Raw genomic sequence first — 26,325 nt, forward strand, 5'->3', positions numbered from 1 at the left:
CCGTGTAGATATCGCTCACAGCAGCCCCCACATTTCCTCGAACTCGGTGAAGGCAAGCTTTTTGTCGTAGTTCACGATGTTGTCGGCCACGTCGAGGATCAGGCAGGTCTCCTTACCACCGTTCTTGAGACCGCGCAGGCCACGGCCGATCATCTGCTGATAGACGTTCGGGCTGTAGGTAGGGCGGGCCACGATGACGACCTCGGTGGCGGGTGCGTCAAAGCCCTGAGCCAGTACCCCGTAGTTGGTGAGGACCCGGATCTTCTTCTTGCGGAAGTCCTCGATGCGGCTCCGCCGGTCGGCGTCCGGGGTGGCGGAATCGATGGCGGCGGCCCTGATCCCGCGATCGTTGAGCTTGGCCGCCATCAGCTTCGCGTGTCCCACTGACGTGGCGAACAGCAGTATCGGGCTGTCAGTGGGCAGGCTCTCGATCTCCTTGATCAGCATGTGGTTGCGATCGATGTCCCGGCCGAGCCGCTCCTCTGCCGTAGAGGGCAGTCTCCCGCCCTGGAAATCCGCGGTCCTCAGCAACTCGTCGGCAGTCAGCTTGAAGGTCGCGCCCTTGAGCTGACGGTGTTCGACTCGTGCCAGCACGCCCAGTCTCTGGAGCTCAGCGTGCGGGCTGTCCTCGAAAACCCCTTCGTCCAGCCGAGTAGCGCCGTACCGATCCACCAACCTCCGGGTCTCCTCCTTGTTGAACCCGCGGTACGGCGTCGCGGTAAGGCCGATCAGCGGCCTGGCGGACTCGCGATGGGTGAGTCCGAGGGAGGCGAGCAGCCTGGTGTACCTGGGAGCGATCGAGACATGGGCCTCATCCACGATGACCATGGCCGCGTCCCGGAGCCAGGCATACTCGTCCTTGTCCAGGCAGACTTCGAGCTTGGCATCGGTGGCGACGACGAGGTGGGGCGTCTCTTTGATCGCGGTGGCCTCACGGCCGCCCCAAAGGCGGTTGATCGTGAGTCGCTCCTCCGGACCGACTTTCGACCAGACGAAGGACCAGCTCTGCACCGCCTGCTCGCATAGCTCCTCGGTCTGCGCGATCCACAGCACCGGACGGCCGTCGAAGCCACGCTCCTTGATCACGCGGATCACGGCCTCGGCCGCCACGCGAGTCTTGCCGGCGCCGGTGGGCAGACAGAGCATCGCCCTCGGTGCCTTCCATTTCATGAGCAGGTCGACCATCTTCCCGGCGAGCTTCTCCTGGTAGTCGTGGAGCCGGGGGTAGGCGGTAGGTCCACTGACGACCTCCATCGGGCGAAGCGTCTCGCTCTTGGTGCCGGCATAGGACTCCGACAGGCCCAGGTCGTTCACCAGCTGCAACGAGCGAGTGTCACCGCGGAAGCTCACCGCCGCCTCGGGAAAGTTGGTTTCGATCTCCTTGCGATAGACGCGGAGGGTTTCCGGGCCGTACGCGTTGTGTGCGAGCTCCGCGATCCGCCGGTCATCAGCGGGCTTCCCCTTCTCCGCTTCCTCGCTCTCCAGCAGCCCCTGCGGCAGCCCTTTCTTGAGTGCCTCCGCACCGACCAGCTCCAGCATCTTCTGCGCAGTGCTCTCGGCCTTGCGGGCACGCCGCAGCCGTTCGTCGTTGCGCTGCTGCTCGCGCCGGTCGAGTACGCCTCGGCATCCGGCCGGACCCAAGCCGAGCTTGAGCACCCGATCGATCTGCGTCAAAACCTCCGTGTCGTCGACGGGCCGCAGAACGAACACCACGCGGTCCTGGACTTGGGCGGCGGCGGGGATCGACGCGGACCGCATCCCGTTGGGGGTGCGAGTGATCTCCTCCAACTCGCTGCACCGCACCAACGACCATCCGTCCACCTGGTTGCGCTTAATGATTTTCAAGTGCGGAAACTCTTCGATCAACGGTACGGCTTCCGCCTGCTCGACCCAGCGGAGCTCCTTCTGGATCACGTCCGACGGGGACAGCATCCCCCAGGTCTCCCGCATCTGCTCCGCCGCATCCTCGGACGGCGCGAGCAGCGCGGGCACCCGCTCTCTGATGAGCGCCTCGTAGTCGGCGTGGCTCGCCGTCACGACGATGTCGGCATCCTCGATGTCGCTGCGCCATTCGTCACCGACCCGACAACGGGTGGTCGCTCCTTCGGGCCACGCCGCTTCTGCTTCGAACAACAGGGCGTAGACCTTGCCGGGGAAGGCGTCGTCCTCGGACACCGCCACCTCTGACATGAGCTTGGCCCAATGAGTCGGCCTGAGGTCCCCCAGGCCGGCCGGAAGCTTCAGCATGGATGCCACGTTGGCGGAGACCTTGGCCACGGGGAGCACGTCAGCGTGTCGATGGAGTTGCGGGCTCACGCACTGGGAAACGCGCCGGAGGCCCCGTGAGGTGTCCAGGTAACCGTAAGAACGCGCCATCCACTGAAGTGGAGACATCACCGTCTGCCGAGTCTCCGCCTGTCTGCCGACCTGCATCGTCCAGTTCGCCACGAGGCCGAGATCGGGGAGTTCCCGGATGAAGGCGGCCTTCCCCTCGGGGGACAGCTCCATCAGGAAGTGGAGAGGTCCCGCCGGGGCCGCCCCGTCGAACCGCATTGTGCTCATCTGCGGTCGGCGGTCCGATGCGGGAAGCTTCTTGCAATAGAGCTTCCACCTGCTTTCGACGTACGCCTTATACCAGGGCTCTCCGCTGGGGTCGACCCTCGTGTCCGGCCCCTCTCGAAGCCCCAGATCACGGAGAATGGGACGGTCAGGACCATGGAATTCCATGTCCACCGCGACTTGCGCGTCCCGGGAACCGTCGCCCGGTACCACCTTGCCGGGCAGCAGGCAATCGAAGATCCGCCGAAACTCGCCTGCGACTGTCCTCACCTTGAGTTGTTCAACGGTGTCGATCTTTCCGGCCCTGATGACGGCGAGGGTGTCGGCAGGTCCCGCCTGCCGTGACAACTCCCAGAAGGCGGTCCATTGAGTGTCCCCATAGGTAAAGAAGCCCTGCTCCAGAACAGAGGCGAACCGCCCTGCCGCGTCGGCTTCGTACACGCCCAACTCATCCAGTGCCCGCCGAACCGACTCGTCGCTCAGGACCCGCTCATCCACGTAGATCATCTGATCGGACAACTGGTCTAAGGACGCGCGCCGAAAAACCTTGGGGGAGGGCGCCGCGAGACCATGCGACTCGGTCAGGACGATCTTGGCCTTGCATGCCTCTTCCGCGAGGGTATGGCTCCATCGCTTCATGTCCGCCGCAATCAGGATCGCCCGGGCGGACGCCTCGGGAGACTTGCCTTGGACGAGTGCTTCCAACCACTGGCGAATCGACTTGGGCGAAACATCCTTCGCCTCTCTGAGGATCCGCTCCACGCTCTGCCTGCGGTGAGGAGTCTGCTCCACCGTGTGGTGGCACCAGTTCTTCGGCCGGCCTGTATATCCGGCCCACAGCTCGCGCCACTCGGGTCGGAGATCGGCAGGGTGGAGAGCGACCTGTGACGGGATGTCGAAACGGCCGTCCTGGTCGGGCAAGGTCGGTCGAACCGCAGCAACCTTCCAGATCGTGTTGACGAGTTCGGCCGCCGCGAACTGCGGCTCTTCCCGCCCTCGAGCCGGAACATGGTCAAGGTAGGCGCAAGGGTCGTCCGCGCGCGCGAGGAGCGGCAGAGAGTCGACCACCAACTCGGCGGCCACCCGGATCAGCTCCTTGTTGAACGCGTTGGCGTCGTAGAGGTTCTGTCTGTCGGTACTGGTCTTCCAAGGGGCGTTGATGATGCCCCGAAGGGTCGTCTTGAAGTTCGTCGGGAAGTAGGCCCAAAACTCGCCGAGTCTGGTTTCTCGACCGCTCCGTACCGGAACCGCCCACGAGATGTCGATCTCCGGCCGATCGTGAAGCTCGCCGGCTTCACCGAGGGCTTTCGCGGAGGGCCGGTGCGTCCTGGTGAAGACCCTCCACTCTTCGGTGGTGGTGCCGCCAGGCGTCCTGCTCACGGTAACTGTACGGCGATCCCCGTCGATCTTCTGAGATATCTCTTGCTTGATCACCTTCGTGTCTCGCCGGTCTTCGAGAACCACGGTGCCGACATGCGGAGAGAAGAGCAGGAATTCGCTCGGGAAGTTCTTCAGGTCCTCACCGAGCCTGCTCACATGAGACGGCTTGAGTGGGAGCCGGACAACGGTCGTCGCCCATGCCAGCAGATCCGCGAGCACTGGATCGGCCTCCACGGCCTTCTCGCGGTCGAGCGGCTGGGCCATCCGCAGCACCGGAACCTCGTCGGCCTCGGGCCAAACAGCTCTGATCTGTTCTTCCGCCCACTCCCGGTCGAAACCGAAGCTCTTGTCGTTGTCTCGGCTGAAGAACTGCGGGGAATCGGTGACGCTGAGGACGGACTTGACGCCCACGCCGAAGCGCCCGATCTGACCACCACGCTTGCGGGACACGCCCATTCGGAGAATGGTGTCCGCGCCCTCAGGGGTCATCGCGGTGCCCTGGTTCGCACAGTAGAGATAAGCCCCGGTCAGGACCACACTGATCTTCCCGCCAGGCTCACGCTGCAGTTCGTCGGCGCCATTCTGAACGAGCTCGTAGATCTGACGGTCGCCGTAGCCGCCTTGCGTGATACTCCGCTCACCGTTCGCGTGCTCCTGAATGAGGCCCGGATCAATGCGATAGGTTCCCAGGACACGGGCCGACTGATCGAGGACTAGTTGAAGAACGGATGACGCGACGCTGCTCATTGCGCGGTCAACTCCTCGGGGGAAGACGGAGCTTTTCTGAGGATGGGGCCGGTTTCGTCAACGAAAAGCAATACCCGATGGCAATCACGACGAAACGATGGAAGTGAATCAATGAGGGCACGATTCGGACACGACCTTAGGTCGCACGCGAATTATGAGGCCTTCAATTACGTGGGGGTACAACTCGCCCCTTGGGCGGATCATTCCCTCTGTCCGCCTTTCGGAGTGGAGACATGGTCGCACATGTACGGATAGATGCGCAAGACGAGTTGAGTATGGACCGAGCGCCCCATTCCGACCAATACGACATATAGCATCAAAGATGCATGTAACGCCTTCTTCTCGAGACACGTCCAGTGAGGCGGAGGGCTCTCGGCGCCCGGTATCACAGCACTCACCCCACCAAGACATAGGGGAACCGTCGCCAGGTAGTGTCAAATGCCGTTTGACGGTAACCTCGGCGTCAAAAGTGCTCGTTTCGCCTGGAAGGTCGATGGATGACGCAGGACGACGGCAACGTCCCTCAGGAACCGGAAGCCTTTGGCGCTTGGCTCGGCCGGCAACTGCGACGCAAGAACATGAGCCAGTCCGACCTCGCCACCGAACTCGACGTGACTCGAGCTGCAGTCTCCGCCTGGATCACCGGCCGGGCCGCACCGCGGATCGAGAAGATCCAGGCCATTGAGGAGATTCTCGGGCTGGCCGCCGGTTCATCGGTGACTCGGGACGAGGCCCCTGATTCCACCGGATCGATCAGTTGGCATCACCGACCTGCACATGCCGACGGTGGTCGGGAATTGGGCAATGCCGCTGCCTTCGCGTTCGATCCCGACCTCACCGTCCTCGCTCGTGAAGCCACGCAGAACAGCATCGACGAACGGTTGGACGGCAACAGGCCCGTCCGCGTGCGATTCACACTCCACGAACTGACAGGCGAACGCCTACGCCGCCTGCAGGAGGCGCTGCGTTGGGACGATCTGGTGCCGCACTTCGAAGCCGCCGCCGACCCTCGTCAGAAGGTAGGCAGGGTGCTCGCCAACGGTCTGCAAGAGTTACGAGAACGGGGCAGCCTGCTGCTGCTACGCATCGACGACTACAACGCGCACGGGTTGACCGGCCCCGAATACGACACCGGTCGATTCGCTGCCGTGGTGCGACGGCTGCTTGACAGCCATAAGACCGGCACGGCGGGCGGATCTTATGGCCTGGGCAAGGCCACCATCTGGGCCACCAGCCAATTCGGCTTGGTCATCATGAACAGCACCCTCTCAGAGACGTACGAGGGTCGGCGTGAGTGCCGAATGGTCGGTCGTCTCGATCTTCCCTGGCGTGAGGTCAACGGCGTCCAGTATGCGGGTCCCGCCTGGCTCGGAGAAAGTGATCCGCTCCGTCATGGGGCCGCGCGGTCCTGGTGGGCCGGCGACCGCACGGTCGAAGAGTTCTACCTCACTCGTGGTAGCAGTGACCCCGGCACCAGTTTCCTGATCGTCGGAGCCTATGATCCCTCCGGAGAGGCGGTGGATCTCGAGCAGATGCACGGTGCTCTCGTCCGAGCTCTGGCTACGGGTTTCTGGGCCTCCATGGTCGTTGGCCGAGACTCCGCCCCCTTGCTGGAGGCTTCAGTCGAAGCCTTCAGAGACGGCCAAGTCGTCATGGCGGAAGAACGTGTCGACCCGCACCGCTACGAACCTGCTCGCTCCCGTGCTGTGCGAGCGTTTCTCGACGGCACCACCGTTTCGCAGATCACCGCGGCCGAGGACGTCATCGCGTTGCCCGTCCCGTTGACCGTGCCACCGCGCAAGGACGACACCAACACTGAGACCGTTGAGCATCAGGCCGTACTGCTGGTCACTCCGACCACCGATGATGACGAGCGGCCGAATCGCTTGGTCTGTACGCGCGGTACCCGAATGGTCGTACTGGAGCGCACCGTCAGTGACGTTCCCCTTGGCGCGATCCGATTCCAGGCCGTACTGCTCGCCGGCCGTGCCTCCAGAAGGAACGGGGCGGAAGCCGACCTGGCCGAGGCATTCCTCCGAGCCGCCGAGCCTCCAGAGCACAACGACTGGAAACAAACCGAGGACCTGACCTCCACCTATGCCCGGGGAGCGGCCACGCGACTCAAAGAGTTCCGCAAGGCCATGGTCGACCGCGTCCGCGAAGCAGTTCGCCCGATGGAAAATATCACCGATATCGAAACTCCCGCCTCCCTGCGCGAACTGCTGAAGCTCGACCCGCCTCCAGCACCGCGCAGCCCCGGATACCCGACGATCAGAAGTGCGACCGGTGCGGTCGACGCGGACGGTGCCTGGTGCCTCAGGGTAGAGATCAAGCTTCCCGAACGGGATGATCCTTGGTTGGTACGTCCCTTGCTACGCTTCGCCACGCGTTCGGGGCCCCGGCCTGAGGCCCGCTGGGCGCACCTCACTGCCGAGTCGCACTGTGAGGTGACCGAGGACGGCGATCTGCGATGTGCGGCGGGCGCCCGTACGGCTGTGTTCACCGGTATCAGTGATGTGGCGAGCCACCCTGTGACCGCACGGATGGCCGTGGCCGAGGTGGACCTCGCTCGAGGGAAGGAGAGCGCGCAATGAAGCGAGTCCTTCCGTACCCGGTCGTCGTCGGGGACGTGTCCCTGGAAGTCCACGAGGCCCGGTTGGACGACATCGCCCTGCCGTACAGCATGATTTCGCAGCCGCACAGGATGGTCGCGCTTCATCAGGCCAGTCGCAGTGACTGGCGGACCGCTCGACTGTCGGTGAGGATGCGTGCGCCGGAGCACGAACTGGACTCGGGCCCCTGGACGGCCATCGATTGCCTGGTCGTACTGTCAGAGCGCCGTACCAATACTCGCACTTCGACGCCCCTCCGCATGGATCGCCCCGGTGAGTGGTCCGGGGATGTCGATCTACAGCATGACCATCACCTCGTCCGTGCCGAGCTGATCGGATATCTGGTCGCTACCGTCGATGGAGTGCCCGGACGCGTGATCGCGGCCACAGATGATTTCTGGACTGTGGACCTTCGGGCTCGCACGCCGACGCGGCGTGACGAGATTCGGGCTCGATGGGTCGACTTCGGTGACGAGCGCAATCCCTACCTGCACCCCTTCAAGAATGATCCTTGGACTGTGGAAGCGGCTGGCGATAAACCCGTTCTCTACCTGAACAGCGGCTTCGAAGGGCTGAGGGCTGTGCTGGACAGCGCACAAGCCGCTCACCGACCGGCGCGTGACGCTCTCGCTGCGCAGATCGCAATGGATACGTGGACCGCCCTGTTCAATGCCGCGACATATCAGGACGACGGCGATGTCCCGGAATGGCCGGGCGGTTGGCGTGAATCGGTCCTTCGCCGGATGCTTCCGGACCTTTTCCCGGACCGTTCTCCCGGTGATGCTCTTGCCGAAGTGATCAACCGCCGAAGGACGGGCGACGGCGGCGGCGATCTGCAGACCCGGATCCTGCACGCCGCCGCCAAGCAAGCGCGAATGCCCAAGAACCTGGGCGGCTTCATTCGTACATTGCGTCGTGCGGGTCAGGAGGACGAGTGAACAACATCCCCGAGTGGCTCGCCTGCCTGCCCGACGCGGCGGCGGCCAAGTTCCTCACAACGGCCGTGCTGGAACAGCGTGAACCGCTGCCTTTTGCCGCCATCGACCGAGCATCCCTCCCGACTCGGTGGGCTGTGGAGCCGGTGCGACAACTCGTGGACGAGGCACTGAAGCGGTTCGAGTCGGAGTCCCGAACAGCGGCGGATGCCTGGCTGGCACCGGTACTGCATGCGACTCTGCGCCTGACGCGCCAGGAGGCTGCGGACTCCCGACTCTGGAACCACCTAGCGCTGCGCGTGGCGCCAGATTATGTGTTCCGGCGTCATCCCGGACGGCAGCCGGCCCGGGCTGTCAACCGCGGACGGTTCTCCGGCCCGTTCTACTCCCAAGCGTTCGCCAGGCTCTGGTGGGCTGCCGAGCTCTTCCGTGACGGCCCCGATTATGGGCCCGTCGTGATCGCCTGCGGTAATCAGGACGTGCTCAACACCGTGCTGCGTTTGGAGGTGATCCTGCACCGGCCGACGGCTCAAGCGATCCTCCGGCTGTTGTCGTCCGGGATAGTCCGGACCGGCCGTGAGGTCAATGCTCTGGCGCAGGCCGTGAACACTGCGGGTAGCACTCTCGCCTACGAGGCTCTGGCACCCGATGTGCAACTGGACACCGATTCTTACTGGGATTGGATCGAGAACCTGACGGATGTGCTCGTACCGTACGACTCGTTGCCCGACGGTCCTGATGATGGCCATGTCCCGGCACGATCCGTGGAGACGCTCACTGAAATATTCAAACAACTCTTCATGGAGGCGCCCGTGCGAGGTCGGGCTGAATCAGATCAGCGGGCGATCGCATGAGTCCGCCGCGTGAAGGGGACTTCCGAAGCCTGGAGATCTGCGCTGGAGCGGGTGGGCAGGCCCTCGGACTGGAGCGTGCCGGATTCAGCCCTGTCATGCTCATCGACGATGATGCTCAGGCCTGCGCCACGCTTCGAGTGAATCGCCCGAACTGGCGAGTTCTACAGGCCGACCTGAAGGATTTCGTGGGTTCCGAGCACGACGGAGTCCCGGACGTCGATCTCCTTTCCGGTGGTGTGCCTTCGGCACCGTACTCTGTCGCTGGCAAGCAGCAAGGCACCGCAGACGACCGTGATCTGCTCAGAGCCTCGATCTTTCTCGCTATGGACGTCCGCCCCCGCGCGATCATGATCGAGAACATACCGACCTTGCTGACGAGCTCGAAGTTCATCGGGACTCGCAACTTCGTGGAGGAGGAGCTGCGACATCTGGGCTACAGGCTGGACTGGCAGATACTCGAGGCCCAAGACTTCGGCGTACCTCAGACCCGCCGCAGCAGCATCATCGTCGCCATGCGCCCCGCCGACTTCGCCCGCTTCACATGGCCGGAAGGTGACGGTAACGCGCCGACCGTGGGGCAGGTCCTACGGGACTCGATGGCGAGCAGAGGATGGGTGGCGGCCGATGAGTGGGCGGAGATCGCGAATCGCGTGGCTCCCACGATCGTGGGCGGTTCCAAGAAGCACGGCGGGGCCGACCTCGGTCCTAGCCGCACCAAGCGTTCCTGGATGGAGTTGGGCGTGGACGGCAGCGGTCTGGCCGATAATGTCCCTGGACCGGACTTTCCGTTCAAGCCCGAACTCGGGCGTCAAGGCCTGCCGAAGCTTACTGTCCCACAGGTGGCCAGGATCCAAGGCTTTCCTCCGGAATGGATCATTACAGGACGCAAGACATCGAGCTACCGGCAGGTCGCCCAGTCGTTTCCCCCACCGGTGGCAACCGCGTTGGGACGTCAGATCGCGCTCGCCTTGGTCGGCTAGCCGCTCGTGTTGATTGCACTGTCCGTTGTACTCCATCCCCCAAGCCTCGATAAGGTAATGTACATGAACTTCCGCATCACCCGCCCCATAAATATCATTGATCTTTTCGCGGGTTGCGGGGGCTTCACGCAGGGATTTCATGACTTCCGGCCGGCGGGGTGTGAAAGCTCACCTTTTCGCACGGTCGGAGCGGTTGAGTGGGATATCGCAGCGGCTTCAACATATGCTGCGAACTTCGCCGATGAGGCCGGCGGTACGGCTCATATCTTCCCAGGGGACATCAAGGACTGGGCTCCCGATGTAGGCTTCGCCGACGTTGACGTGATCCTCGGGGGTCCTCCCTGTCAGGGCTTCTCCGGGCTTGGAAAAGAGGACCCCGATGATCCACGGAACAAGCTGTGGCGCGAGTACGTCCGTGTCGTCAAGGCCGTTCACCCGAAGATCTTCGTGATCGAAAACGTCGATCGGTTCCTCCGGTCACCGGAGTTCGCTCTGTTGCGTGCGGCCACCGATCTGGGCGGCGCGTTGAGTGATTACGCCTTGGAGACCAAGATTCTCAACGCCGCGGATTACGGTGTGCCACAGGCGCGTAAGCGCGTTATCGCCCTGGCGACCCATCGCGACCTGATTGCATCGCATCCGAAGCGCAGGACTCTCGATCACCCGAAGGCGACCCACCGTAAGCAGGAGAAGATCGAGGACCACGACAGCCTGCTCCGACTCGACGAAGTGAGTAAGAGCTGGGTGCCCGCGCGCACAGTTTTCGAACGGACTCCGAAGACCACGAGCACCAGTGAGCTACCGAATAGGGAATGCCATCCCCTGGGCCGTCGGCTTCCAGGCGCTTTCCGGACGACGGAACTGCACATTGGGCGTAACCCGACCCCGTTATCGCTGGCCCGCTATTCGGCGATTCCTCCAGGGGGCAACCGGCATGATCTTCCTCGACACTTGTCCACTGAAAGCTGGTGGAATCACCACAGCGGCTCTGGCGACGTGATGGGGCGGATGTATTGGGACGAGCCTTCGGTGACCATCCGTACCGAGTTCTACAAACCGGAGAAAGGTCGTTACCTCCACCCTTTTGAGGATCGTCCGATCACCCACCTTGAAGCCGCACTGCTGCAAGGCTTCCCTGAGGATTTTCTATGGTGCGGCTCTAAGGTTCAGATCGCCCGGCAGATCGGAAACGCAGTTCCTGTTGGATTGGCAAGGGCCATTGCAGGCAGGTTGTACGAGTATCTAATTGATACGGGCGTTTGTACAGGCGACCAGGGAAATGTTCACGCCCCACGTATCTGACCGACTTCGACGCTCCCTAACAGCGACGCGTTCGAACGTGATCGTGCTCCCCAATGGGGCAGGGCGATTGCGTAGTCGGTTGGCGCTGCCGCCGAGCTGGAGATCCGTGGGGTGAGCGGCCTCTGTAGGAGCAAGCAAAGCGGGTGAGATCACACCGGTGATCATGGAGTTCTCGACGCTTCATGACACCGTGAGGACCTCACCCGCCGATGACATCGTCCCTCATTCCCGCACTCGCCGTTACGGCAGCCGTCAGCGGCACCCCGCCGACTCCGGTCACCGACGGTGAACACGGCGACCTGCTGCGCGCCTTGGCCGCGGTCCCCGATCCGCGTGACCCGCGTGGGGTGCGCTACCCGCTGTGCGCTCTGCTGGCCGCCGCCGTATGCGCGGTACTGGCCGGGGCCTCGTCGTTCGCCGCGATCAGCGACTGGCTGCACGACCTGGACGAACACGCCAAGACCCGGCTGGGATTCCACCGAGGCATACCGGCGGGCAGACGGTGTGGCGGCTGCTGACCCGCCTGGACACCAGCCTGCTCGTGACCGCCCTGGCCGGCCGGCTGCGTGCCCGCGCCCGGCCTGCCGCGTCCCGGCCACGCCGCTACCGCAAGGTGATCGCCGTCGACGGCAAGACGCTACGCGGCGCGCGCTGCCCCGGCGGCGGTCAGATCCACCTGCTGTCCGCGCTGGACACCAGCACCGGCATCGTGCTGGCCCAGGTCACCGTGGACGCCAAGTCCAATGAGATCCCGGCGTTCGCGCCGCTGCTCGACGCCGTCGAAACCGTCCTGGGCGGCCTGACCGGGGTGCTGTTCGTCGCCGACGCGCTGCACACACAAACCGGCCACGCCCATGAGATCGCCGAACGCGGCGCCCATCTGCTCATCCAGGTCAAGGGCAACCAGCCCACCCTGCACGCCCAGCTCAAAGCCCTGCCCTGGCCGCAGATCCCGGCCGGGGACCGCACCCGCGACCGCGGGCACGGCCGCCGCGAGACCCGCACCGTCAAAGCCGTCACCCTCGCCACCCCCGGCGGGATCGCCTTCCCGCACGCCCAGCAGGCCATGCGGGTCACCCGTACCCGCATCACCAACGGCAAGACCAGCCGCGAAACCTGCTACCTCACCGTGTCACTGCCCGCCGCCGACGCCCAACCCGCCGACCTGCAGAACTGGATCCGCCGCCACTGGCACATCGAGAACATGGTGCATCACGTCCGGGACGTGACGTTCCGTGAAGACCTCCACCAGGCCCGGACCGGCACCGGACCCGCCGTCATCGCCACGCTACGTAACACCGCGATCGGCTACCACCGCACCAACTGCGCCACCAACATCGCCCGCGCCACCCGACGCGCCAACCGCCGCCCCCACGACCTCATCACCGCCGTGACCAGCACCTACCCGACAACGCAATGACCCTGCCCAATGGGGGAGGTCGTGGTGCCGAGCCGGTCGACGCCCCCTACAGGACGGCGTTGGCTGGTGCCTGCCGGCAGGCCGGGCTCGCCTGCGACGGTGCCCGGCTGCTTCGCGTCCACGCCAACGCGATCTATCACCTGCTACGGGAGAACGTGGTCGCCCGTGTCCGCAACGCCTCAGCGCTGGAACGCATGCGCGTTGCCGTACGGACCGCCGCCTGGCTCGCGGATCAGGGTTTCCCCGCGCTTCGGCCGCTTGAAGTGGCCCAGCCCGTCGTCATCGGCGCCCACCTCGTGACCTTCTGGGAGTACCTGCCGCCTCTCCACGGCAGACAGGCCAACGTCGAGCACCTCGCCGGCCTGCTGCGTGCGCTGCACCGTCATCCGCTGCCGCCGTTCCCGTTGCCCCCAATCCGCCCGGTTGGGAACACGGTTGCCGACGCGAGCGCGTCCACCGTCCTGTCTGAAGGCGAGCGGAATTGGTTGATCGCGCGCTGTGCCGAACTGGAGGAGGGCTTCGTACGGCTCGCCACCACGTTGTCGCAGGGGATCGTGCACGGTGACGCGCACACCAACAACCTGCTCCCACACCGCGATCACGGGTGGGTGCTCATCGACTGGGACTCCGTTGGCATCGGCCCGCCCGAGTACGACTTCATGCCCATCTACCTGCGCCCCCGCCGCTTCGGCTACCCGCACTCCTTATGGCGGAAGTTCCGTACGGGCTATGGAATCCACCCGAATGGCAATTCCAACCTCGACCTGCTGGCCGAGATCCGTGAGGTCCGCACTCTGAGCGCCTTCATCCGCGGTGCCGAGCACAACCCTGCCGCCCGCGCCGAGTTGTCCAACCGGCTGTCCTCCCTCATGACAGGAGACCGCGCCCGCAGGTGGCACCCCCTTTGATTCCGTTCTCGTTGAGCTGGACGTCCACCTGATCTGCGGCAACTACGGGCACTCACAGGACGGCGGCGATCAAGGTGTGGCTGACGCGCCATCCGCGCGTTCGCCGGATGGCCGTACGTGATCGGCGATGATCTTCGCGCAGTCCAGGGACTCGGTCCGCGTGGTGTCCACTCGCAGGTCATAGACCACACCTTCGTGAACCACCTTCGCCTGCGCCACGGCCATGCCCTCGATCCGGTCTCCCCGAGATCTCTCGCGCTCGGCGGCGATCGCGCTGTCACACATGACGCCGACCCATAGGACGTCCAGCCCGTCGAGAACACGCTGCCACCGCTGCTGGGTAGCCGCTCCGCCGAGGAAGAGATCGTCGATGATGACCCGAGCTCCGGCACGGACCATCGCGGCAATGCCCTCCATCCATGCTGCTTGCAGCGCTATGAACTCCGGCCCGACAGACACTCCGCCATCAGGGGCGAACTCGATTCCTGCGTCCGATTCCTGCATGGATTGGGGCATCGCCTCAATGAGGGAGTCGACCCCAAAGGCAAGCCAGGGTTGCGGCAGCACAGCCTGCAGTTGCCGGACGATCTCGGACTTGCCCGCGCTGGATCCGCCGTTGAGCACGATCACCTGAATCGTCACGGCGTATGAGTAGACCAGCACGTGGGTGTAGCCGTACAGGGTTCGGACGGCGAGCTCGCTCGTGTCGAGCGGATCGACCAGGACGCACAGGTCCGGATCCGGATCGTCTCCGATGACCTGGGGATCGGCCTCCTCCGAGGCGTAGACGTACGACGGAACGATCTCCGTGAGCAGGTGCCTGTAGCGATCGTGCATCCACAGGTCGTATTCCGACAGGAAGTTGTCGGCTTGCCGTCTGTTCCGGCTCTCTGAGCGGCACGGAGACCTGGTCACGGATCGTTTCCATTCCGTTACAAGTTTTCCTGTGGTGAAGTTCCGTTCGACGCATTGTGGAACCGAACCAGGAGGATGCATGGCAGACACGAGCGGGTGGTTCGCTCTGGCCGGGGCTCTCGGCGGTGGAGCGATCGGAGTCGTCACCACCGCTCTCAGCCATAGATGGCAGATGCATAACGCGGAGCAGGAGCGGCGGTTCAAGCTTGAGCAGCAACTGCGGCAGGAACGCCGCGAAACGTACGCCACCTATTGGACGGCGTGGAACACGCTGATCCGCATCCTGGAGCAGGCCAGCCGTGACACTAGCAGTGCGCGAGAGGTGATCACCCCTGCAGAGGCGGAATGGCGCCAGACGATTGACCCGCTATTCATCACCTGCAGCCCCGAGGTGTTGCAAGCCGGAATCGCGCATGTCTTAGTCACCGAGAAGCGGATAAGCGCCGCCGTGCGGGGATCATTGCTAGACGGGGCTGGCAAGTCCCGGGCGTTGAGCCGGGCTATGCGGGCCGATCTAGGGGTCTGACCAGGCTCCATATTCTCTCACCACTGCCTGGTCCAATACCGGATTCCGACAACCGGCGACTGGTTCCGCTCCTGCAGATCGCCCGTCCAAGACTGAGAGGAACGGCTTTTGGTTAGCTCTCCGGTTCTATTAATCAGGCTGCCTCGACCGCTCTGATCGGGCCAACGGGGCTGACCTTGGGCCATCGGAGGCGATAGACGTCGCGTTGGCCGTTCTTGGCCACAACCTCACGTTCGGTAATCGCGTGGCTCCGGCTGTGCGTCTCATGAGCGGTTCAGGCAGGTTCAGCACGCTCACACAGAGGAGACCGCTCATGACCGGCAGCAGATCAATCGTGCGTTCCCTGGCCCTGGCAGCCGTTGCCGTACTCGGCGGGAGTGTGCTGTCGACGGGCACCGCCCATGCGCAGCCACTCACGCTGCTGCAGTGCCAGGGCACCGAGACCGTCACCTACAACCCGGGGATCATCTTCGAGACGCGGGATGTCGACATGACCGTCAACGGGCGGTTCAGCTCGTGCATCGACGGCGCGGGTGAGGTGACGAGCGGCTCCTACGGGAATCAGCTCACCATCTCCATCAGTTGCAACGACCTCCTCGACGGATTCCAGGGCCAGCGGACCTTTACGTGGAACACGGGCGACACCAGTGTGATCGAGGGGAAAGGCAGCACCACCGCCGTGGCCGGCCAGATCGTCACCGTGGTCACCGGCAAGGTCATCCAGGGCCGGTTCCAAGGCAGGAGCGCGCTAGAGGTCATCCCGCTTCCGCAACCAGGGCTGCTGCAGTGCCTCACCACCGGCTTCACGAACGCGACCGGGGCGACGACGCTCACCATCACCTGATGCCGGGGCACCGTCTCCACGCCGTGCGCACCGCTGGCTCCATGAGGATCTCTCCCGGGCCGGCCTGGCGGTGATCATGTGGACCCTCGTGCCCACTGATCGGCGCTGCCCGGCTCTTGGGCGGAGCGGATGAGCGGGAAGACCGACTGTCGAACGCGACGTGTCATGCCGGGATTCCGCCCTTCGACGGGGACCGCTGGGCCAGCCATTCTTCGAGGACTTCGAGGTCGCGCAGGATCCACGTCGACACCGAGACCACGGCGAGGTTCGCGACCATGTCGGTCACGGTCACGATCGGCACATCGCTGAGGTAGGCGGCGTACATTTCCATCGCCGTTCCCATGCTCGGTGTGTGACCGGGAAGGTACGCGATGCAGAGGTCGCACTTCGCCACCTCACGGGTCATTTCATGGAAGGTCGTCCTGAGTTCGGTGAGCTGGGCGGGGAGTGAGGCCGTCTCGAGGGCGGGAGGAGTGTCGCTGAGCAGAGACCGGATCTGGGCCGCGACCGACGCGTTCGCCAGCTTTTCGGCCACGTCGGCACTCGGGTCGAAGCACTCCGCTCCGGGAAAGAACCGGGCCACCATCGCGGGGATCGTGATGCGATAACTCTGGTCCTCGATGTCCGTCCCGCGATTCGAGCCCTGAATCGTTCCTGCGATGAAGATCCGGTCAAACCGCACTGCTAATTCTCCAGATGGTATGGTTCGAGTTCTTGTTCGGGATCTGCGATGCGCTGATATATCACCGCGGCGGAGACCAGGTGGTCCACGATGTCCGCCCGGGGCAGACCGAGCGAGTCTTCGAGGTCGGCCCAGACGGCCGGTGAGGCGGGCTCCGAGTTACGCGACACGACCCCCTCGCCGGTGCGCAGCCAGATGTCGTCGGCGGTGAAGGTTCGCTTCGCGAAGCCACGTAAGGGAATGATCGCCTCGGCGGTGCGTGTCATCCCCGACAGCACGGCCCGTATCGACACGCTGGTCTGCTCCGGATGAGTCATCAGCGCACGCAGGTCCTCGGTGAATTCCCGCAGATTGAAGACCTCGCCCGAGCGGAGCGAGAAGTGCCTGCTGACGACGTACCGGTCTTTCGCCGGACTGTACTTGGAGTAGTCGAGCCTGATCACATAGCCGTTGTGGTTCTTCTTGTACCTGGCGTGCAGCCGCCCGTCCCGCGGTGCTCCGGTGCGATCGCGGCGAAGGGGTGCGGCCGGCACGTTTATGGTGGCTTCCCCGGACTCGACTTCTTCCCTTGTGAATCGGATGGGTTCGCGGTGCAGGAGGTACGGATCCAGGACCACGATCTCCCCGTCGTGGTGGAAGACCGCTCCCACATGTCGCATATCCTGGATAAACACCGGATCCGGAGCGCCGAGGGCCACGGCTCGCTCCGCCACATCGGTCGTCTGGATGATGCATGCGGCGCCGAACCTGGGATCCGCCGGGCCATCGCCGAAATACCGATGATATTGGGTTGCGCTGTTGTAAGGGACGCGGAGCAGAGTCTGCTCCAGAGCGCGTGCGTAAATATCCATTGTTGAACGCCTCAGTCGTGCCAGATGTCCATGACCGCGGTCACGCCGATCTCTCCTCAAGTACCGTCCGGTCGGCCGTCTCGGCGAACACCTTCTCGCGGAGTTCCTTGCGGCGGACCTTCCAGGTCGACGTCAGCGGTAGCTCCTCCCAGGGGACGAGAACGGGCTTGCCCAGTTGAGGCAGCCCACGTGTGGCGCGTGACCAGTCCTCGGCGGCGAGCTTGTTGTCTTCCGTGCTGATGACAGGCAGCGGGGGAAGCTCTCCTCGCGTGAGAACGATGACCTCGAGCGCGTTGTCTATGCGCTGCAGAAGGACGCTCTCGATCTCGGTGGCGCTTCCTCCCGGCACCGCGTCGACCGCCCGGTCCAGAAAGTGGATCCTGCCCAGCGCGTCCTTGAAGCCGATGTCCCCGGTGTTCCACCACTCGCCCGACCGTTCGGCCCGATAGCGATCCGTCTCGCCGAGGTAGTCGACGCACAGGGACTTGGTCTTGACCATCACGACACCGACCTCACCGGCGCGCAGGCGGCGGCCGGTGTCGGGATCGACCACCTTGGCCCGCATCAGCCCTGGCCACACCCAGCCCATGAGGTTCATGTTGTCCCGGGTGGAACCGGCGAGCCGGTTGAGTTTTCTGCGGGAGTACGGGAGCCCGGCGATGGGGCCGACCTCGCTCTGTCCCCAGCTGTGCGCCCAGAGCACGTTACGCCGCTTCGACGCCTGCATGAACGGACGCGCGATCGAAGGGTGCATGATGTCGAACGTGTTCATGTAGTACCGCACCTGCGCGAACAGGTGCGGCCGGCGCCGGATGAGGGGAAGCCAATGCTGGAACACGTTCGGCATCGCCTCGACCGTCGTCGGCCGCTGTGACTCGAAGACGCGCTCGACATCGGCGACCGCGTGACTGCTGGCGATCACGAGGCGGCGTGGCGCCCACCGAAACTGCGCGGCGGCCCAGGTGTACGCGCGCGAATGAGCGAACGCTATCGAGCTGAGGCACACGTCGTCGCGGCGGCTGACCGCGAACGGCAGGGGAAGGAGCTCCAGCCTGGTCCCCGCTCGATTGGAGTCGGCCGTATGCACGACGAGCTTCGGCGTACTCGTCGTCCCGGAGGTGTGGGTGATCATCATCGGCTCGCCGTCCGGCCGGATGTCGGGTGCCGGTACGGATGCTCCGCGTAGCTCGTCCAGAGTCACCCGTCCGGCGCGAGCCCCGTGATCCTCGTCGAGGAGGATGGTTCGCCCGAACGCCCCGAGATCGATACCTTGGCGCCGGGCTTCCCGCATCGCCTTCGATGAGATCACGGTCGCCATCGGGCGCAGCCTCCGCAGCATCTCGAAGAGGTGCGCAGGAGGGTTGGCCTCGGCGATCGTCGCCGCTACCGCCCCTATCCGCGCCGCCGCGGCGGACAGGACGATCACGTCGAAGTGATTCCGCTTGATGACCACGACGCGATCTCCGCGGCGGACACCGGCCGCATACCAGCAGGCCGACATCTCCCCGACCAGACGCGCGAGGGCGGCCGCATCGTAGATCAAGCCGCCGTCCGGGTCGATGTCGAACGGCCGGTCGAGGTGAAGCTCGGTCGTCCGAGACTTGGCCGCATGCCAGTCAAAGAGCAGACCGATATTCCGGGGAGGAAGCACGGACACTGCCCTCCACCCTCCTGTCTGTGCCTGAACAGCGACTCGTCACACGAAGAATGCGAAGACGAGAACCAGGACCGACACGGCCAGGAAGCCGAGGCAGTTGACCCAGAACTCTTGCCGGAGAAAGCGTGCCCGGATATGCGCCACGGACGCGCAGAGGAAGTACGCGATCACCCCGACGTTGGCGGCGAACGCGACCCCGGGTACCCATATCCCGACGATCAGACCGGCGGTCGCCAGCAGCTTGATCACGATGAGGATCCACCACCACTCGCGTGGGAAGTGGACGCCGTTGAGGCAGTCTCGAATGAACTTCGGCGGACGCACCGACATCGCCGCGTCCATGAACAGCAAGCCCGCCAGTATTAAAACCAACCAGGACGGGTCTGGGGTCTCGCTCAACTTATGCCTCCTTTGGTGCGGTTACGAAAGAGATGATCATGCGTAGTTTCCGGAGTGGCTCGGAAATGTCGGATCCGCTTTTTCCGGCCCATGCGAAAAGGGTCCCGAGATAGGACAGATAGATGGTCTGTGTGGCTAGGGAAGCGCTGGTCGAGTCCATTCCCTCCTCGGTCAGCACAGTTTCGATCTCCGCTCTGAGGGCGGCCCCCAGGTCTTTGAACACCACCGACGTGTGATTCCCGCTGACAAGTGCGGACGCGTACTCACGGGACAGCTCCGATTGAGTCGCGAAGATTTCCAGAAAGGGCTTCAAAAGCTCGGTCAGCCGGTCGACGGTGCTCGTAGCCGTACCTTCGGGTGGTTCCTGTGATGGGGCTTGGGGCATCCGGCGTCGATGGATTTCCGCGATAGATCTGTCGAACATCGCGATCAACAGGGTGCGCTTGTCTCCCAGCATCATCACCGACCCGGTGCTCACGCCCGCGGCGGCGGCGATGTCACGGATGGTGGTGCCTTTGTAGCCTCGTTCACAGAAGAGTCGCTCGGCGGCGAGCGAAATCTTCGCCTGCGTGGCTCGGCGGAGTTCGTCACGTGATGCCATTAAGGCCACCCCGAAGCATGGTGAACGTGTTCACTGAACATTTTCATCACGCTAGTGGGGCGCTGGATCCGAGTCAAGCCGCGGTGGTCGCATGCTTTTCCGCCCGCATATGGACGCCGTCGGCTGCCTTTTCGGACGGCCCGGTGCCCCCAATAATCCATCAGGGAGCGTTCTAATCGAGAGCGGGGGCCAGGATGGATGCCCGGACAGGTCGAATCCGCAAAACTCATGGGCGTAAGGGAAACACGCCAGTCACCGTGTGACACGAACACGATCACTCCTTCTTGATGACCGCGTACAACGCGGCGGCAAGCCGGCGAATGGTCGGGTTGTCCCAGACGACGGTGGGGTCGACGTCGATGTCGAACGTGTCCTCGATGTCGCCGCATATGGTCAGGGCGTAAACCGAGTTGAATCCCAGCTCGGTCAGGGGCGTGTCCACGGTGAAGGCGTCGGGGGCGAGCTCTCCGTATGCCGCGACCCGGTCCCTGAGCCACCTTTCCAGGGTGACGACTGTCAGCGCTTCTATGGTCATGGGTTCCTCTCGTGCGAACTGTGGGAGGGACGGGTCGTCACGAGCTCTTCGACGCCGAGGCTGAGACCTGCGTCGGTCGCGGAAGCTATGTGAGCCGCTGCGGCGTCGGCCAGGTGTTGAGGCCAGCGCACCCGTGACGGAGCCGATCGGGGAACGGGCACGCTGGAGTCGGACGCGGCCGGCCTGAGCAACTCGGAGATTCTGAGTAGCGCCGTCTCGACGGCCACGGGGGATCGGCTGAACGGGCTGGTCTCCCGCACCCGGCCCTCGTGCCAACTGCCGAGGAGCGCGCCGACGGCCATGACGCCGGTCAGACGTCGTGCCAGGTCGAACGCCTCCGGCGAGGCATCCGACCGGAGCGAAGCGGGGCTGAGTGCGGCCGCGGCGTCCTGCAGTGCCGTGAGCTCGTCGACCCACCGGTCGACCAGACGGGCGACGGACGGATGCGCCGAGCACAGGGCCGACGTGATCGCCTCATCGCGGAGCGGCGCGGTGACCGAATCGAAGCGGCCCGCACCGAGGCGCAGTTCGGCGAACGGAAGTTCACCCAGGTCGGCCGAAGCCGCGAACAGCGCGGCCTCATAGGGCGCCGATTTCCTGGAACGGCGTGCCCAGGTCGGCAGGTACGGAATCAGGCTGAGCAGGCATGACGTCGAGCCGGCGTGGCCGATCGGCAGGATCTCGAGATCCCGGAACCATTTTTCGAAGATGCCGTACGGGGACGTCACCGTGTAGAAGCTGGAGCCGAAGAGAACACTGAGGTCGTACATCGCGTCGTTCAACAGCTTCGGTACGAGGTACTTCGCGGCGGCGCTCAGCAGATAGGACTCGTCTGGACGGACATGTAAGGCCCGCACCGCCGTCCTCGCGAACGCGTCCGCGACGAGCAGCGCCGCCCAGGCCCGGGTCAGGAGCAGCCGGGCGTGTGGAAGGTCCCACACCCTGTCCCCGTACAGAGCGCGGCCGCGCATGTACGGCACCGCCAACCTCGTCGCGGCATCGAGGGTTCCCACGGCGAGCGCGGAGACGACCGGCCGCGTGATCTGAAAAGCGCGCAGAGCGGTGGCGGCGCCGTCGCCGACGTCGCCGATCAGCGCATCCTCCGGAACGACGAGCCGGTCGAACTCGATCACTCCGAGCCGGCAGCCTCGTACGCCTGCCGTCAGAACGCGGCGGCCGGTGTCCGCGCCGCCGGCCAGAGAGGCGTCCTTGTTCCACAGCAGCAGACTGAAGGATCGGGGACCCGGCTCATCCGACGTGCGCGCGAATATCAGCGCCGACTCGGCGCGTTCGACGTTGTTGATGACCTCTTTCGCGCCGTCGACCCGCCAGCCGCGGACCGGCCCGTCTTCCACGAGTGTCGCGGTGCAATCGTTTTGCAGCAGGTCGTTGCCGTGCGCCAGTTCATGGAAGCACACCGCGACCCGCTCACCCCTCAGCAGCCGGGCCGCGAGGTCGTGCCGGCTCCGCTCATCGCCGCGAAGCCACACGTTGACCGCGGCCATGAACGTGGTGATGCCGTGCCCCAGACCAAGGGCGAGGTCGCGCCGGAATATCGGCAGCAGGCGTCGCACAAGGTCTTCGGTGGATCTCCACCGCCCACCGAGATGCACGGGCACGAGCTCGGCCCCGAAGCCCCACTGGTTCAGGAGCGTCTCGGCGGGCTCCACCAATCGCCGCTGGGCGTCCGCCGCCAAGATGGACTCGTAAGTGAATGCGCCGTCCGGCGAGAGGGGATCTCCGAACAGTTCCTCCAGCCCCGCGGGCGGTTCGGCCGTTGTCCGGCTCATGCGGCGTACCAACCTTCGAATAGTGTGGTGGGCTCGCCACGCCGGTTACTCTCGAGCGCCTGCCCGGCCAGGGCCCGGCATGCGGAGGTCGTGTCCGGGAGGGGACGCCCGAGCCGCTCGCATACCCTTCCCAGCGCGGCGACGGCCCAGGTGTCGTCCCGTGCGAGGGATGAGGAGGCGGTGTTTCCGGTACGAACGAGCAGGCAGCACGCGCCCGCGAACGTCTCGGCCACGAGTTGGGCCAGCTCGAAGTGCGCGGCCCCGGGCTTCGCCGTCGTACCGGCTCCGGAAACCTCTCCCGACACCTCGGCGGCGGCGTCCCGGAACACCTCGATCGCACGGGCCAGTTCCGGCGATGCGTTCCGCCGCGCGGTCGATGCGAGCGACGGGATCGCACGGAGCAGGGTCGATCCCGCCTTCGTGTGCAACCGGAGGCGCCCGAAGTCCAGCCCGGGGGACTCGACGCCGGGATCGAGCGCCGCGAGCGGTGGAAGATCGCCGATCTCCCGCCGCGCCCCTCTCGCGATCGCGCCGAACTCATTGATGATCGCGTTCAGATTGACGACTGAGTTCCCGTCGAAGATGCCCACCACGCGGTTGTCGCGCGCCGCCTTCTGGAAAACCCCGGCGTGTGCCGGTCCGATGAGCTGTGATCGGGCGCCGAGGAACCGGGTCGCGTTGCGGAAGAGCGCATCGACCGTCGCGGGCACGATGTACTTGACGAGGGCGCTGACGAGCCCCATTTCCTCGGGGTACGCGGTCACATGCCGTGCCCCCACCATGGCGGTGGCCTCGGCGATGAGCGCGTCGGCGACGATCGCACCGGCGTCCGCGGTCGCTCCGGGCAGATTCACGAGCCTGCGTCCGTACAGTCGCCGGTCGGACAGGAACGTGAGCACGGTCGCGACCGCGGTGTCAGCGCCACCCATCGACAGTGCCGTGCAGACCGGTCTGGTGATCTGAAGGGCTTTCAACACCAGTTCGAGGCCCTGCCCCGGCTCGCCGATGAACCTGTCGGCCGGGAGCGGCACCCCGTCCCAGTCGATTCCGCTGATGTCAGCACCCTTGATGCCGTGCGTGTGAACCTTCGGCCGGTAGCTCACCCGCCGGAGATCGATCTCCTCCTTGTCCGCGAGAACGAGGGAGAGCGAACGCGGGCTCAGCTCTGTCCGGGTACGGACGAGGACGCACATGGCGCGCCCGCGTGTGGCGTTGTTCACGGGCCACTTCCCACCGTGCAACCGCGTCGGGCCGTCGGTCGTGCAGTGGGTCCGCGTACGGAGCAGATCGGATCCGCGCCCGGATTCCGTCAACCCCCAGGACACGGCGGCCCCGGAGTCGACGATGGACGCCATGCGGTGGGCGATGTCCCCTCCCGCCAACCAGGCGCAGAGCGCACCGAGGAAGGTCTTGCCGTGTGCCACGGCGGCGGTGAGGTCGCGCCTGGCCACATGCCTTGTCAGCAACATTGTCAGCAGCAGATCGTGCAGCTCGCCGCCGAACAGGGTCGGGACATAGGCGCGTTGCAGGCCCCACTCGTTGAGCGCGTCGACGGTCTCCGCTGGAAAGACCGCCGCTTCATCGGCCGACACCACGTCCTTGCCGCGGATATGTGCCCGCGGATCTTCGGGGTCCCCGAGATATTCGTCGATAACGGCCGCGCGGAGGAACGTTTTGCTCACGACTCGCCGGCTTCCAGGCGCAGGCCGGTGGAGAAGACGACAGGGAGCTCGCCGGCCGCGAGCAGATCGCGCGTCGCCTTGCGTCTCACCTTGCCACTGGACGTGCGCGGAATGCTCCCTCGTCGCACGATGACCAGACCGAGTGGTTCGAGGGAGAACTTCTCGGCGAGCCTGCGGCGAACGTCTTCGGCGACCGCCACCGCGTCCGCCGTTCGCGGCCCGGCCTCGACGACGACCACCACCACGTCATCGGCCCATTCGAAGGCGGCGCTCACGGGGTCGATGTGGGAAGCGATCTCGTTGGATACGGCATTTTCCAGGTCGCTCGGGTAGACGTTGCGTCCGCGGACATTGATGACGTCGCTCATCCGGCCGGTGATGACCACCTCTCCCGCCGACAAGAAGCCGAGGTCGCCCGTTCGCAGGTATTCACGCCGGTCCTCCGCGAGCTCGGCCCTGAACTTCTTGGCGGTCTCCTCGGGCTGTTCCCAGTACCCCCGCGCCACGCTCGGACCCCGCACCCAGATCTCGCCCACGCGGTCACCCGGCGAGGGCGTGCCGGTATTCGGATCGATGATCACGACATCGTGTCCCGGGGCAGGCGGCCCGCACGGCACGACGTCGAGAGATCTGCCCTCGCCGGCGGGTCGCACCGCCCCCTGTTCGAGCGCATCGGCGTCCACCGCCAACGGGACGACCGGAAGCCGCGACCGCTTGGCGCTGATGAACACCGTCGCCTCCGCCATTCCGTAGGCGGGCACGAAGGCACCCGGGTCGAAGCCGGCCGAGGCGAAGCGGGCGGCGAAATCGTTCAGGGTCCGCGCTCGTACCGGCTCGGCGCCCGTGATGACCGTTCTCAGGGAAGACAGGTCGAGCGTCGCCAGTTGCGCGTCCGTCACCAGCCGGGCGCACAGGTTGTAGGCGAAATCAGGAGCGACGGTCGACGTGGCCCCGTAGCGCGTTATCAGTTGCAGCCAGAGAACCGGTCGCCGGAGGAACTGGGCCGGAGTCGTGGCGACCAGGTCGAAGCCGCCGAAGATCGGCTGCATGTAGAGGCTGAAGCCCATGTCGTGGTAGTGGGGCAGCCAGCCGAGCAGTATCGAATCGGGGTGGTAGTCCATCACGGTGTAAATGCATTGATGGTTGACCACCAGATTCTCGTGGGTGATCGCCACGCCCTTCGGCGCCCGGGTCGAACCGGAGGTGTATTGGATCAACGCGATGTCGTCGGCGCGGGTCCCCGGATGCCGCCAATCGTCCGCCAGTGAACTCCCGCCCGAGTCGGAGAGGATCACCGTAGAGATGTCCGGCCCGAGATCGCCCAGGCCGTCCGCCAGGTCGCCGGTACTGAGAACATGTCTGGCGCCGGAATCCGCGGCGATCGAAAGAATGCGTTGGCGTACGGTCTCGATGCTGTGCGACACCGTCATGGGGGCGGGTATCAGAACGACTCCGGCGTACATCGCCGCGTACACCGCGCGAAGGAAGTCCAGGCCGGGGCGGAAGGCCAATACGATCCGGTCCCCGGGCTCGAGCCCCGCCAGCCGTAGCAGCACCGCTTCATGCCGCCCCTGCCGGTCGAGGTCGGCGTACGAGAGGAATGTGGAGTCCTTAGGCGACTGGTGAAAGCGTGCGCCGGCTCCGCCCGCCTGTCGCGCACTGCGATTCATCACGTCGAGCATCGTTGACGACGCCATCGCACTCACACCGCGTTGATCGCACCGGAAACGCCCGTGGTCCACCACTGTCCGCACGTGAGCGCCTTACCGGCCGGAATGGAAAGAAGGTGTCGTCCCCGCATGATGGCGCTTGCCGCCCGCCTGTCGCGCCGACGTCGCGGCAGCGCCTGCGCTTCCTCTACCGGCAATCGGTGAACGCGTTCAGTGAACATATTCAGCACAGTAGTGTTGCCGATCAATACCCGTCAATACCGGATTAATCATGCCATTTAGGACATCCTTGATGGTGCTTAACCGGGGGCCGAATTCCGTGCGGAATAGTCCGGTGATCTCCCCACCCGGGCGCCGGAGACGCCGCCGATGAAAACCGAGAGACGGCCTCAGCAGGGCATGAATTCGCGGTCGCGTCGCCGGGTCCCCGATAGGTGAGGGGAATGGTCGCGGCGCTCAGGCTTTCGGCTGGGTCC

At 64.9% G+C, this 26,325-nt stretch carries 22 protein-coding genes; 10 read left to right on the top strand and 12 right to left on the bottom strand.

The genetic code is table 11. The features are described from left to right. Window positions 1-15: 15 nt before the first annotated feature. Window positions 16-4,686 carry a DEAD/DEAH box helicase gene (locus AP234_RS07760; RefSeq protein ID WP_055478912.1) on the bottom strand — a complete coding sequence of 1,557 codons (4,671 nt, stop codon included), beginning with the start codon at window positions 4,684-4,686 and terminating at the stop codon, window positions 16-18. Between the two features lie 497 nt (window positions 4,687-5,183). Here AP234_RS07760 and AP234_RS07765 point away from each other — a divergent pair, with 497 nt between their 5' ends. The 8 genes from AP234_RS07765 to AP234_RS07795 all read left to right on the top strand — a co-directional run bounded on the left by AP234_RS07765 (window position 5,184) and on the right by AP234_RS07795 (window position 13,697). Then, on the top strand, window positions 5,184-7,280 hold the full coding sequence (locus tag AP234_RS07765; protein WP_055478913.1) for a helix-turn-helix domain-containing protein: 2,097 nt from the start codon (window positions 5,184-5,186) through the stop codon (window positions 7,278-7,280). After that, window positions 7,277-8,236 (top strand): hypothetical protein, encoded by a 960-nt coding sequence (locus tag AP234_RS07770; RefSeq protein ID WP_055478914.1) that lies wholly within the window; start codon window positions 7,277-7,279, stop codon window positions 8,234-8,236. Before AP234_RS07765 ends, AP234_RS07770 begins: the two co-directional genes overlap by 4 nt. Beyond that, window positions 8,233-9,087: a DUF6339 family protein gene (locus AP234_RS07775; RefSeq protein ID WP_083501894.1), complete on the top strand. Its 855-nt coding sequence runs from the start codon at window positions 8,233-8,235 to the stop codon at window positions 9,085-9,087. Before AP234_RS07770 ends, AP234_RS07775 begins: the two co-directional genes overlap by 4 nt. Beyond that, window positions 9,084-10,067 carry a DNA cytosine methyltransferase gene (locus AP234_RS07780; RefSeq protein WP_055478916.1) on the top strand — a complete coding sequence of 328 codons (984 nt, stop codon included), beginning with the start codon at window positions 9,084-9,086 and terminating at the stop codon, window positions 10,065-10,067. The genes AP234_RS07775 and AP234_RS07780 overlap by 4 nt, the downstream gene beginning before the upstream one ends. Window positions 10,068-10,130: 63 nt before the next feature. Beyond that, the gene (locus AP234_RS34735; RefSeq protein WP_083501951.1) at window positions 10,131-11,369 is read left to right on the top strand and encodes a DNA cytosine methyltransferase; all 1,239 of its coding nucleotides are present in this window, start codon (window positions 10,131-10,133) and stop codon (window positions 11,367-11,369) included. A 209-nt stretch (window positions 11,370-11,578) separates the two neighbouring features. Further along, window positions 11,579-11,887, top strand: a complete 309-nt coding sequence (locus tag AP234_RS37840; protein ID WP_200926286.1) for a transposase family protein — start codon at window positions 11,579-11,581, stop codon at window positions 11,885-11,887. Beyond that, the gene (locus AP234_RS07790) at window positions 11,872-12,789 is read left to right on the top strand and encodes an ISAs1 family transposase (RefSeq protein WP_200926287.1); all 918 of its coding nucleotides are present in this window, start codon (window positions 11,872-11,874) and stop codon (window positions 12,787-12,789) included. The genes AP234_RS37840 and AP234_RS07790 overlap by 16 nt, the downstream gene beginning before the upstream one ends. A gap of 59 nt (window positions 12,790-12,848) precedes the next feature. Beyond that, a complete protein-coding gene (locus AP234_RS07795; protein WP_055478918.1) occupies window positions 12,849-13,697 on the top strand; it encodes an aminoglycoside phosphotransferase family protein in 849 nt (282 codons plus the stop codon). 69 nt (window positions 13,698-13,766) lie between these two features. Here the strand turns inward: AP234_RS07795 and cpt are convergent, their stop codons facing one another. After that, window positions 13,767-14,693 (bottom strand): chloramphenicol phosphotransferase CPT, encoded by a 927-nt coding sequence (gene cpt, locus AP234_RS38440; RefSeq protein ID WP_235558068.1) that lies wholly within the window; start codon window positions 14,691-14,693, stop codon window positions 13,767-13,769. Here cpt and AP234_RS07805 point away from each other — a divergent pair. Both AP234_RS07805 and AP234_RS07810 read left to right on the top strand, forming a co-directional pair. Beyond that, window positions 14,692-15,138, top strand: a complete 447-nt coding sequence (locus AP234_RS07805) for a hypothetical protein (protein ID WP_055478919.1) — start codon at window positions 14,692-14,694, stop codon at window positions 15,136-15,138. The two genes, cpt and AP234_RS07805, sit on opposite strands and share 2 nt — an antisense overlap. A gap of 313 nt (window positions 15,139-15,451) precedes the next feature. Then, window positions 15,452-15,982, top strand: coding sequence for a hypothetical protein (locus tag AP234_RS07810; RefSeq protein ID WP_055478920.1), 531 nt, complete (start codon window positions 15,452-15,454; stop codon window positions 15,980-15,982). A 163-nt stretch (window positions 15,983-16,145) separates the two neighbouring features. Here AP234_RS07810 and AP234_RS07815 read toward each other — a convergent pair whose 3' ends face one another. The 10 genes from AP234_RS07815 to AP234_RS35985 form a co-directional block, all read right to left on the bottom strand. Continuing rightward, entirely contained in the window at window positions 16,146-16,664 is a 519-nt protein-coding gene (locus tag AP234_RS07815) for a hypothetical protein (RefSeq protein WP_055478921.1), read from the bottom strand. A 2-nt stretch (window positions 16,665-16,666) separates the two neighbouring features. Further along, the gene (locus AP234_RS07820) at window positions 16,667-17,323 is read right to left on the bottom strand and encodes a hypothetical protein (RefSeq protein WP_152990294.1); all 657 of its coding nucleotides are present in this window, start codon (window positions 17,321-17,323) and stop codon (window positions 16,667-16,669) included. A 232-nt stretch (window positions 17,324-17,555) separates the two neighbouring features. Further along, window positions 17,556-19,166 carry an AMP-binding protein gene (locus AP234_RS07825; protein ID WP_152990295.1) on the bottom strand — a complete coding sequence of 537 codons (1,611 nt, stop codon included), beginning with the start codon at window positions 19,164-19,166 and terminating at the stop codon, window positions 17,556-17,558. 45 nt (window positions 19,167-19,211) lie between these two features. After that, window positions 19,212-19,571, bottom strand: a complete 360-nt coding sequence (locus AP234_RS07830; RefSeq protein WP_083501896.1) for a DoxX family protein — start codon at window positions 19,569-19,571, stop codon at window positions 19,212-19,214. A gap of 1 nt (window position 19,572) precedes the next feature. Continuing rightward, window positions 19,573-20,172 carry a TetR/AcrR family transcriptional regulator gene (locus tag AP234_RS07835; RefSeq protein ID WP_063842839.1) on the bottom strand — a complete coding sequence of 200 codons (600 nt, stop codon included), beginning with the start codon at window positions 20,170-20,172 and terminating at the stop codon, window positions 19,573-19,575. A gap of 274 nt (window positions 20,173-20,446) precedes the next feature. Then, complete coding sequence (locus AP234_RS07840) at window positions 20,447-20,707, bottom strand: acyl carrier protein (RefSeq protein ID WP_055478925.1); 261 nt, start codon at window positions 20,705-20,707, stop codon at window positions 20,447-20,449. Continuing rightward, window positions 20,704-22,497 (bottom strand): acyl-CoA dehydrogenase, encoded by a 1,794-nt coding sequence (locus AP234_RS07845; RefSeq protein WP_055478926.1) that lies wholly within the window; start codon window positions 22,495-22,497, stop codon window positions 20,704-20,706. Before AP234_RS07845 ends, AP234_RS07840 begins: the two co-directional genes overlap by 4 nt. After that, complete coding sequence (locus tag AP234_RS07850) at window positions 22,494-24,179, bottom strand: acyl-CoA dehydrogenase family protein (protein ID WP_055478927.1); 1,686 nt, start codon at window positions 24,177-24,179, stop codon at window positions 22,494-22,496. Before AP234_RS07850 ends, AP234_RS07845 begins: the two co-directional genes overlap by 4 nt. After that, the gene (locus tag AP234_RS07855; protein WP_160330388.1) at window positions 24,176-25,849 is read right to left on the bottom strand and encodes a fatty acyl-AMP ligase; all 1,674 of its coding nucleotides are present in this window, start codon (window positions 25,847-25,849) and stop codon (window positions 24,176-24,178) included. Before AP234_RS07855 ends, AP234_RS07850 begins: the two co-directional genes overlap by 4 nt. Window positions 25,850-25,881: 32 nt before the next feature. Continuing rightward, entirely contained in the window at window positions 25,882-26,070 is a 189-nt protein-coding gene (locus tag AP234_RS35985; RefSeq protein ID WP_152990296.1) for a hypothetical protein, read from the bottom strand. Window positions 26,071-26,325: the final 255 nt, after the last annotated feature.

The organism is Sphaerimonospora mesophila (assembly GCF_001417795.1).
Classification (GTDB): domain Bacteria; phylum Actinomycetota; class Actinomycetes; order Streptosporangiales; family Streptosporangiaceae; genus Sphaerimonospora; species Sphaerimonospora mesophila.

Excerpts from the sequence above, each read along its gene's own strand:
- AP234_RS07760 (WP_055478912.1), bottom strand. The coding sequence starts at position 4,686 with ATGAGCAGCGTCGCGTCATCCGTTCTTCAACTAGTCCTCGATCAGTCG.
- AP234_RS07765 (WP_055478913.1), top strand. The coding sequence starts at position 5,184 with ATGACGCAGGACGACGGCAACGTCCCTCAGGAACCGGAAGCCTTTGGC.
- AP234_RS07770 (WP_055478914.1), top strand. The coding sequence starts at position 7,277 with ATGAAGCGAGTCCTTCCGTACCCGGTCGTCGTCGGGGACGTGTCCCTG.
- AP234_RS07780 (WP_055478916.1), top strand. The coding sequence starts at position 9,084 with ATGAGTCCGCCGCGTGAAGGGGACTTCCGAAGCCTGGAGATCTGCGCT.
- AP234_RS34735 (WP_083501951.1), top strand. The coding sequence starts at position 10,131 with ATGAACTTCCGCATCACCCGCCCCATAAATATCATTGATCTTTTCGCG.
- AP234_RS37840 (WP_200926286.1), top strand. The coding sequence starts at position 11,579 with ATGACATCGTCCCTCATTCCCGCACTCGCCGTTACGGCAGCCGTCAGC.
- AP234_RS07805 (WP_055478919.1), top strand. The coding sequence starts at position 14,692 with ATGGCAGACACGAGCGGGTGGTTCGCTCTGGCCGGGGCTCTCGGCGGT.
- cpt (WP_235558068.1), bottom strand. The coding sequence starts at position 14,693 with ATGCATCCTCCTGGTTCGGTTCCACAATGCGTCGAACGGAACTTCACC.
- AP234_RS07810 (WP_055478920.1), top strand. The coding sequence starts at position 15,452 with ATGACCGGCAGCAGATCAATCGTGCGTTCCCTGGCCCTGGCAGCCGTT.
- AP234_RS07820 (WP_152990294.1), bottom strand. The coding sequence starts at position 17,323 with ATGCGACATGTGGGAGCGGTCTTCCACCACGACGGGGAGATCGTGGTC.
- AP234_RS07835 (WP_063842839.1), bottom strand. The coding sequence starts at position 20,172 with ATGGCATCACGTGACGAACTCCGCCGAGCCACGCAGGCGAAGATTTCG.
- AP234_RS07840 (WP_055478925.1), bottom strand. The coding sequence starts at position 20,707 with ATGACCATAGAAGCGCTGACAGTCGTCACCCTGGAAAGGTGGCTCAGG.
- AP234_RS07845 (WP_055478926.1), bottom strand. The coding sequence starts at position 22,497 with ATGAGCCGGACAACGGCCGAACCGCCCGCGGGGCTGGAGGAACTGTTC.
- AP234_RS07855 (WP_160330388.1), bottom strand. The coding sequence starts at position 25,849 with ATGAATCGCAGTGCGCGACAGGCGGGCGGAGCCGGCGCACGCTTTCAC.
- AP234_RS35985 (WP_152990296.1), bottom strand. The coding sequence starts at position 26,070 with ATGTTCACTGAACGCGTTCACCGATTGCCGGTAGAGGAAGCGCAGGCG.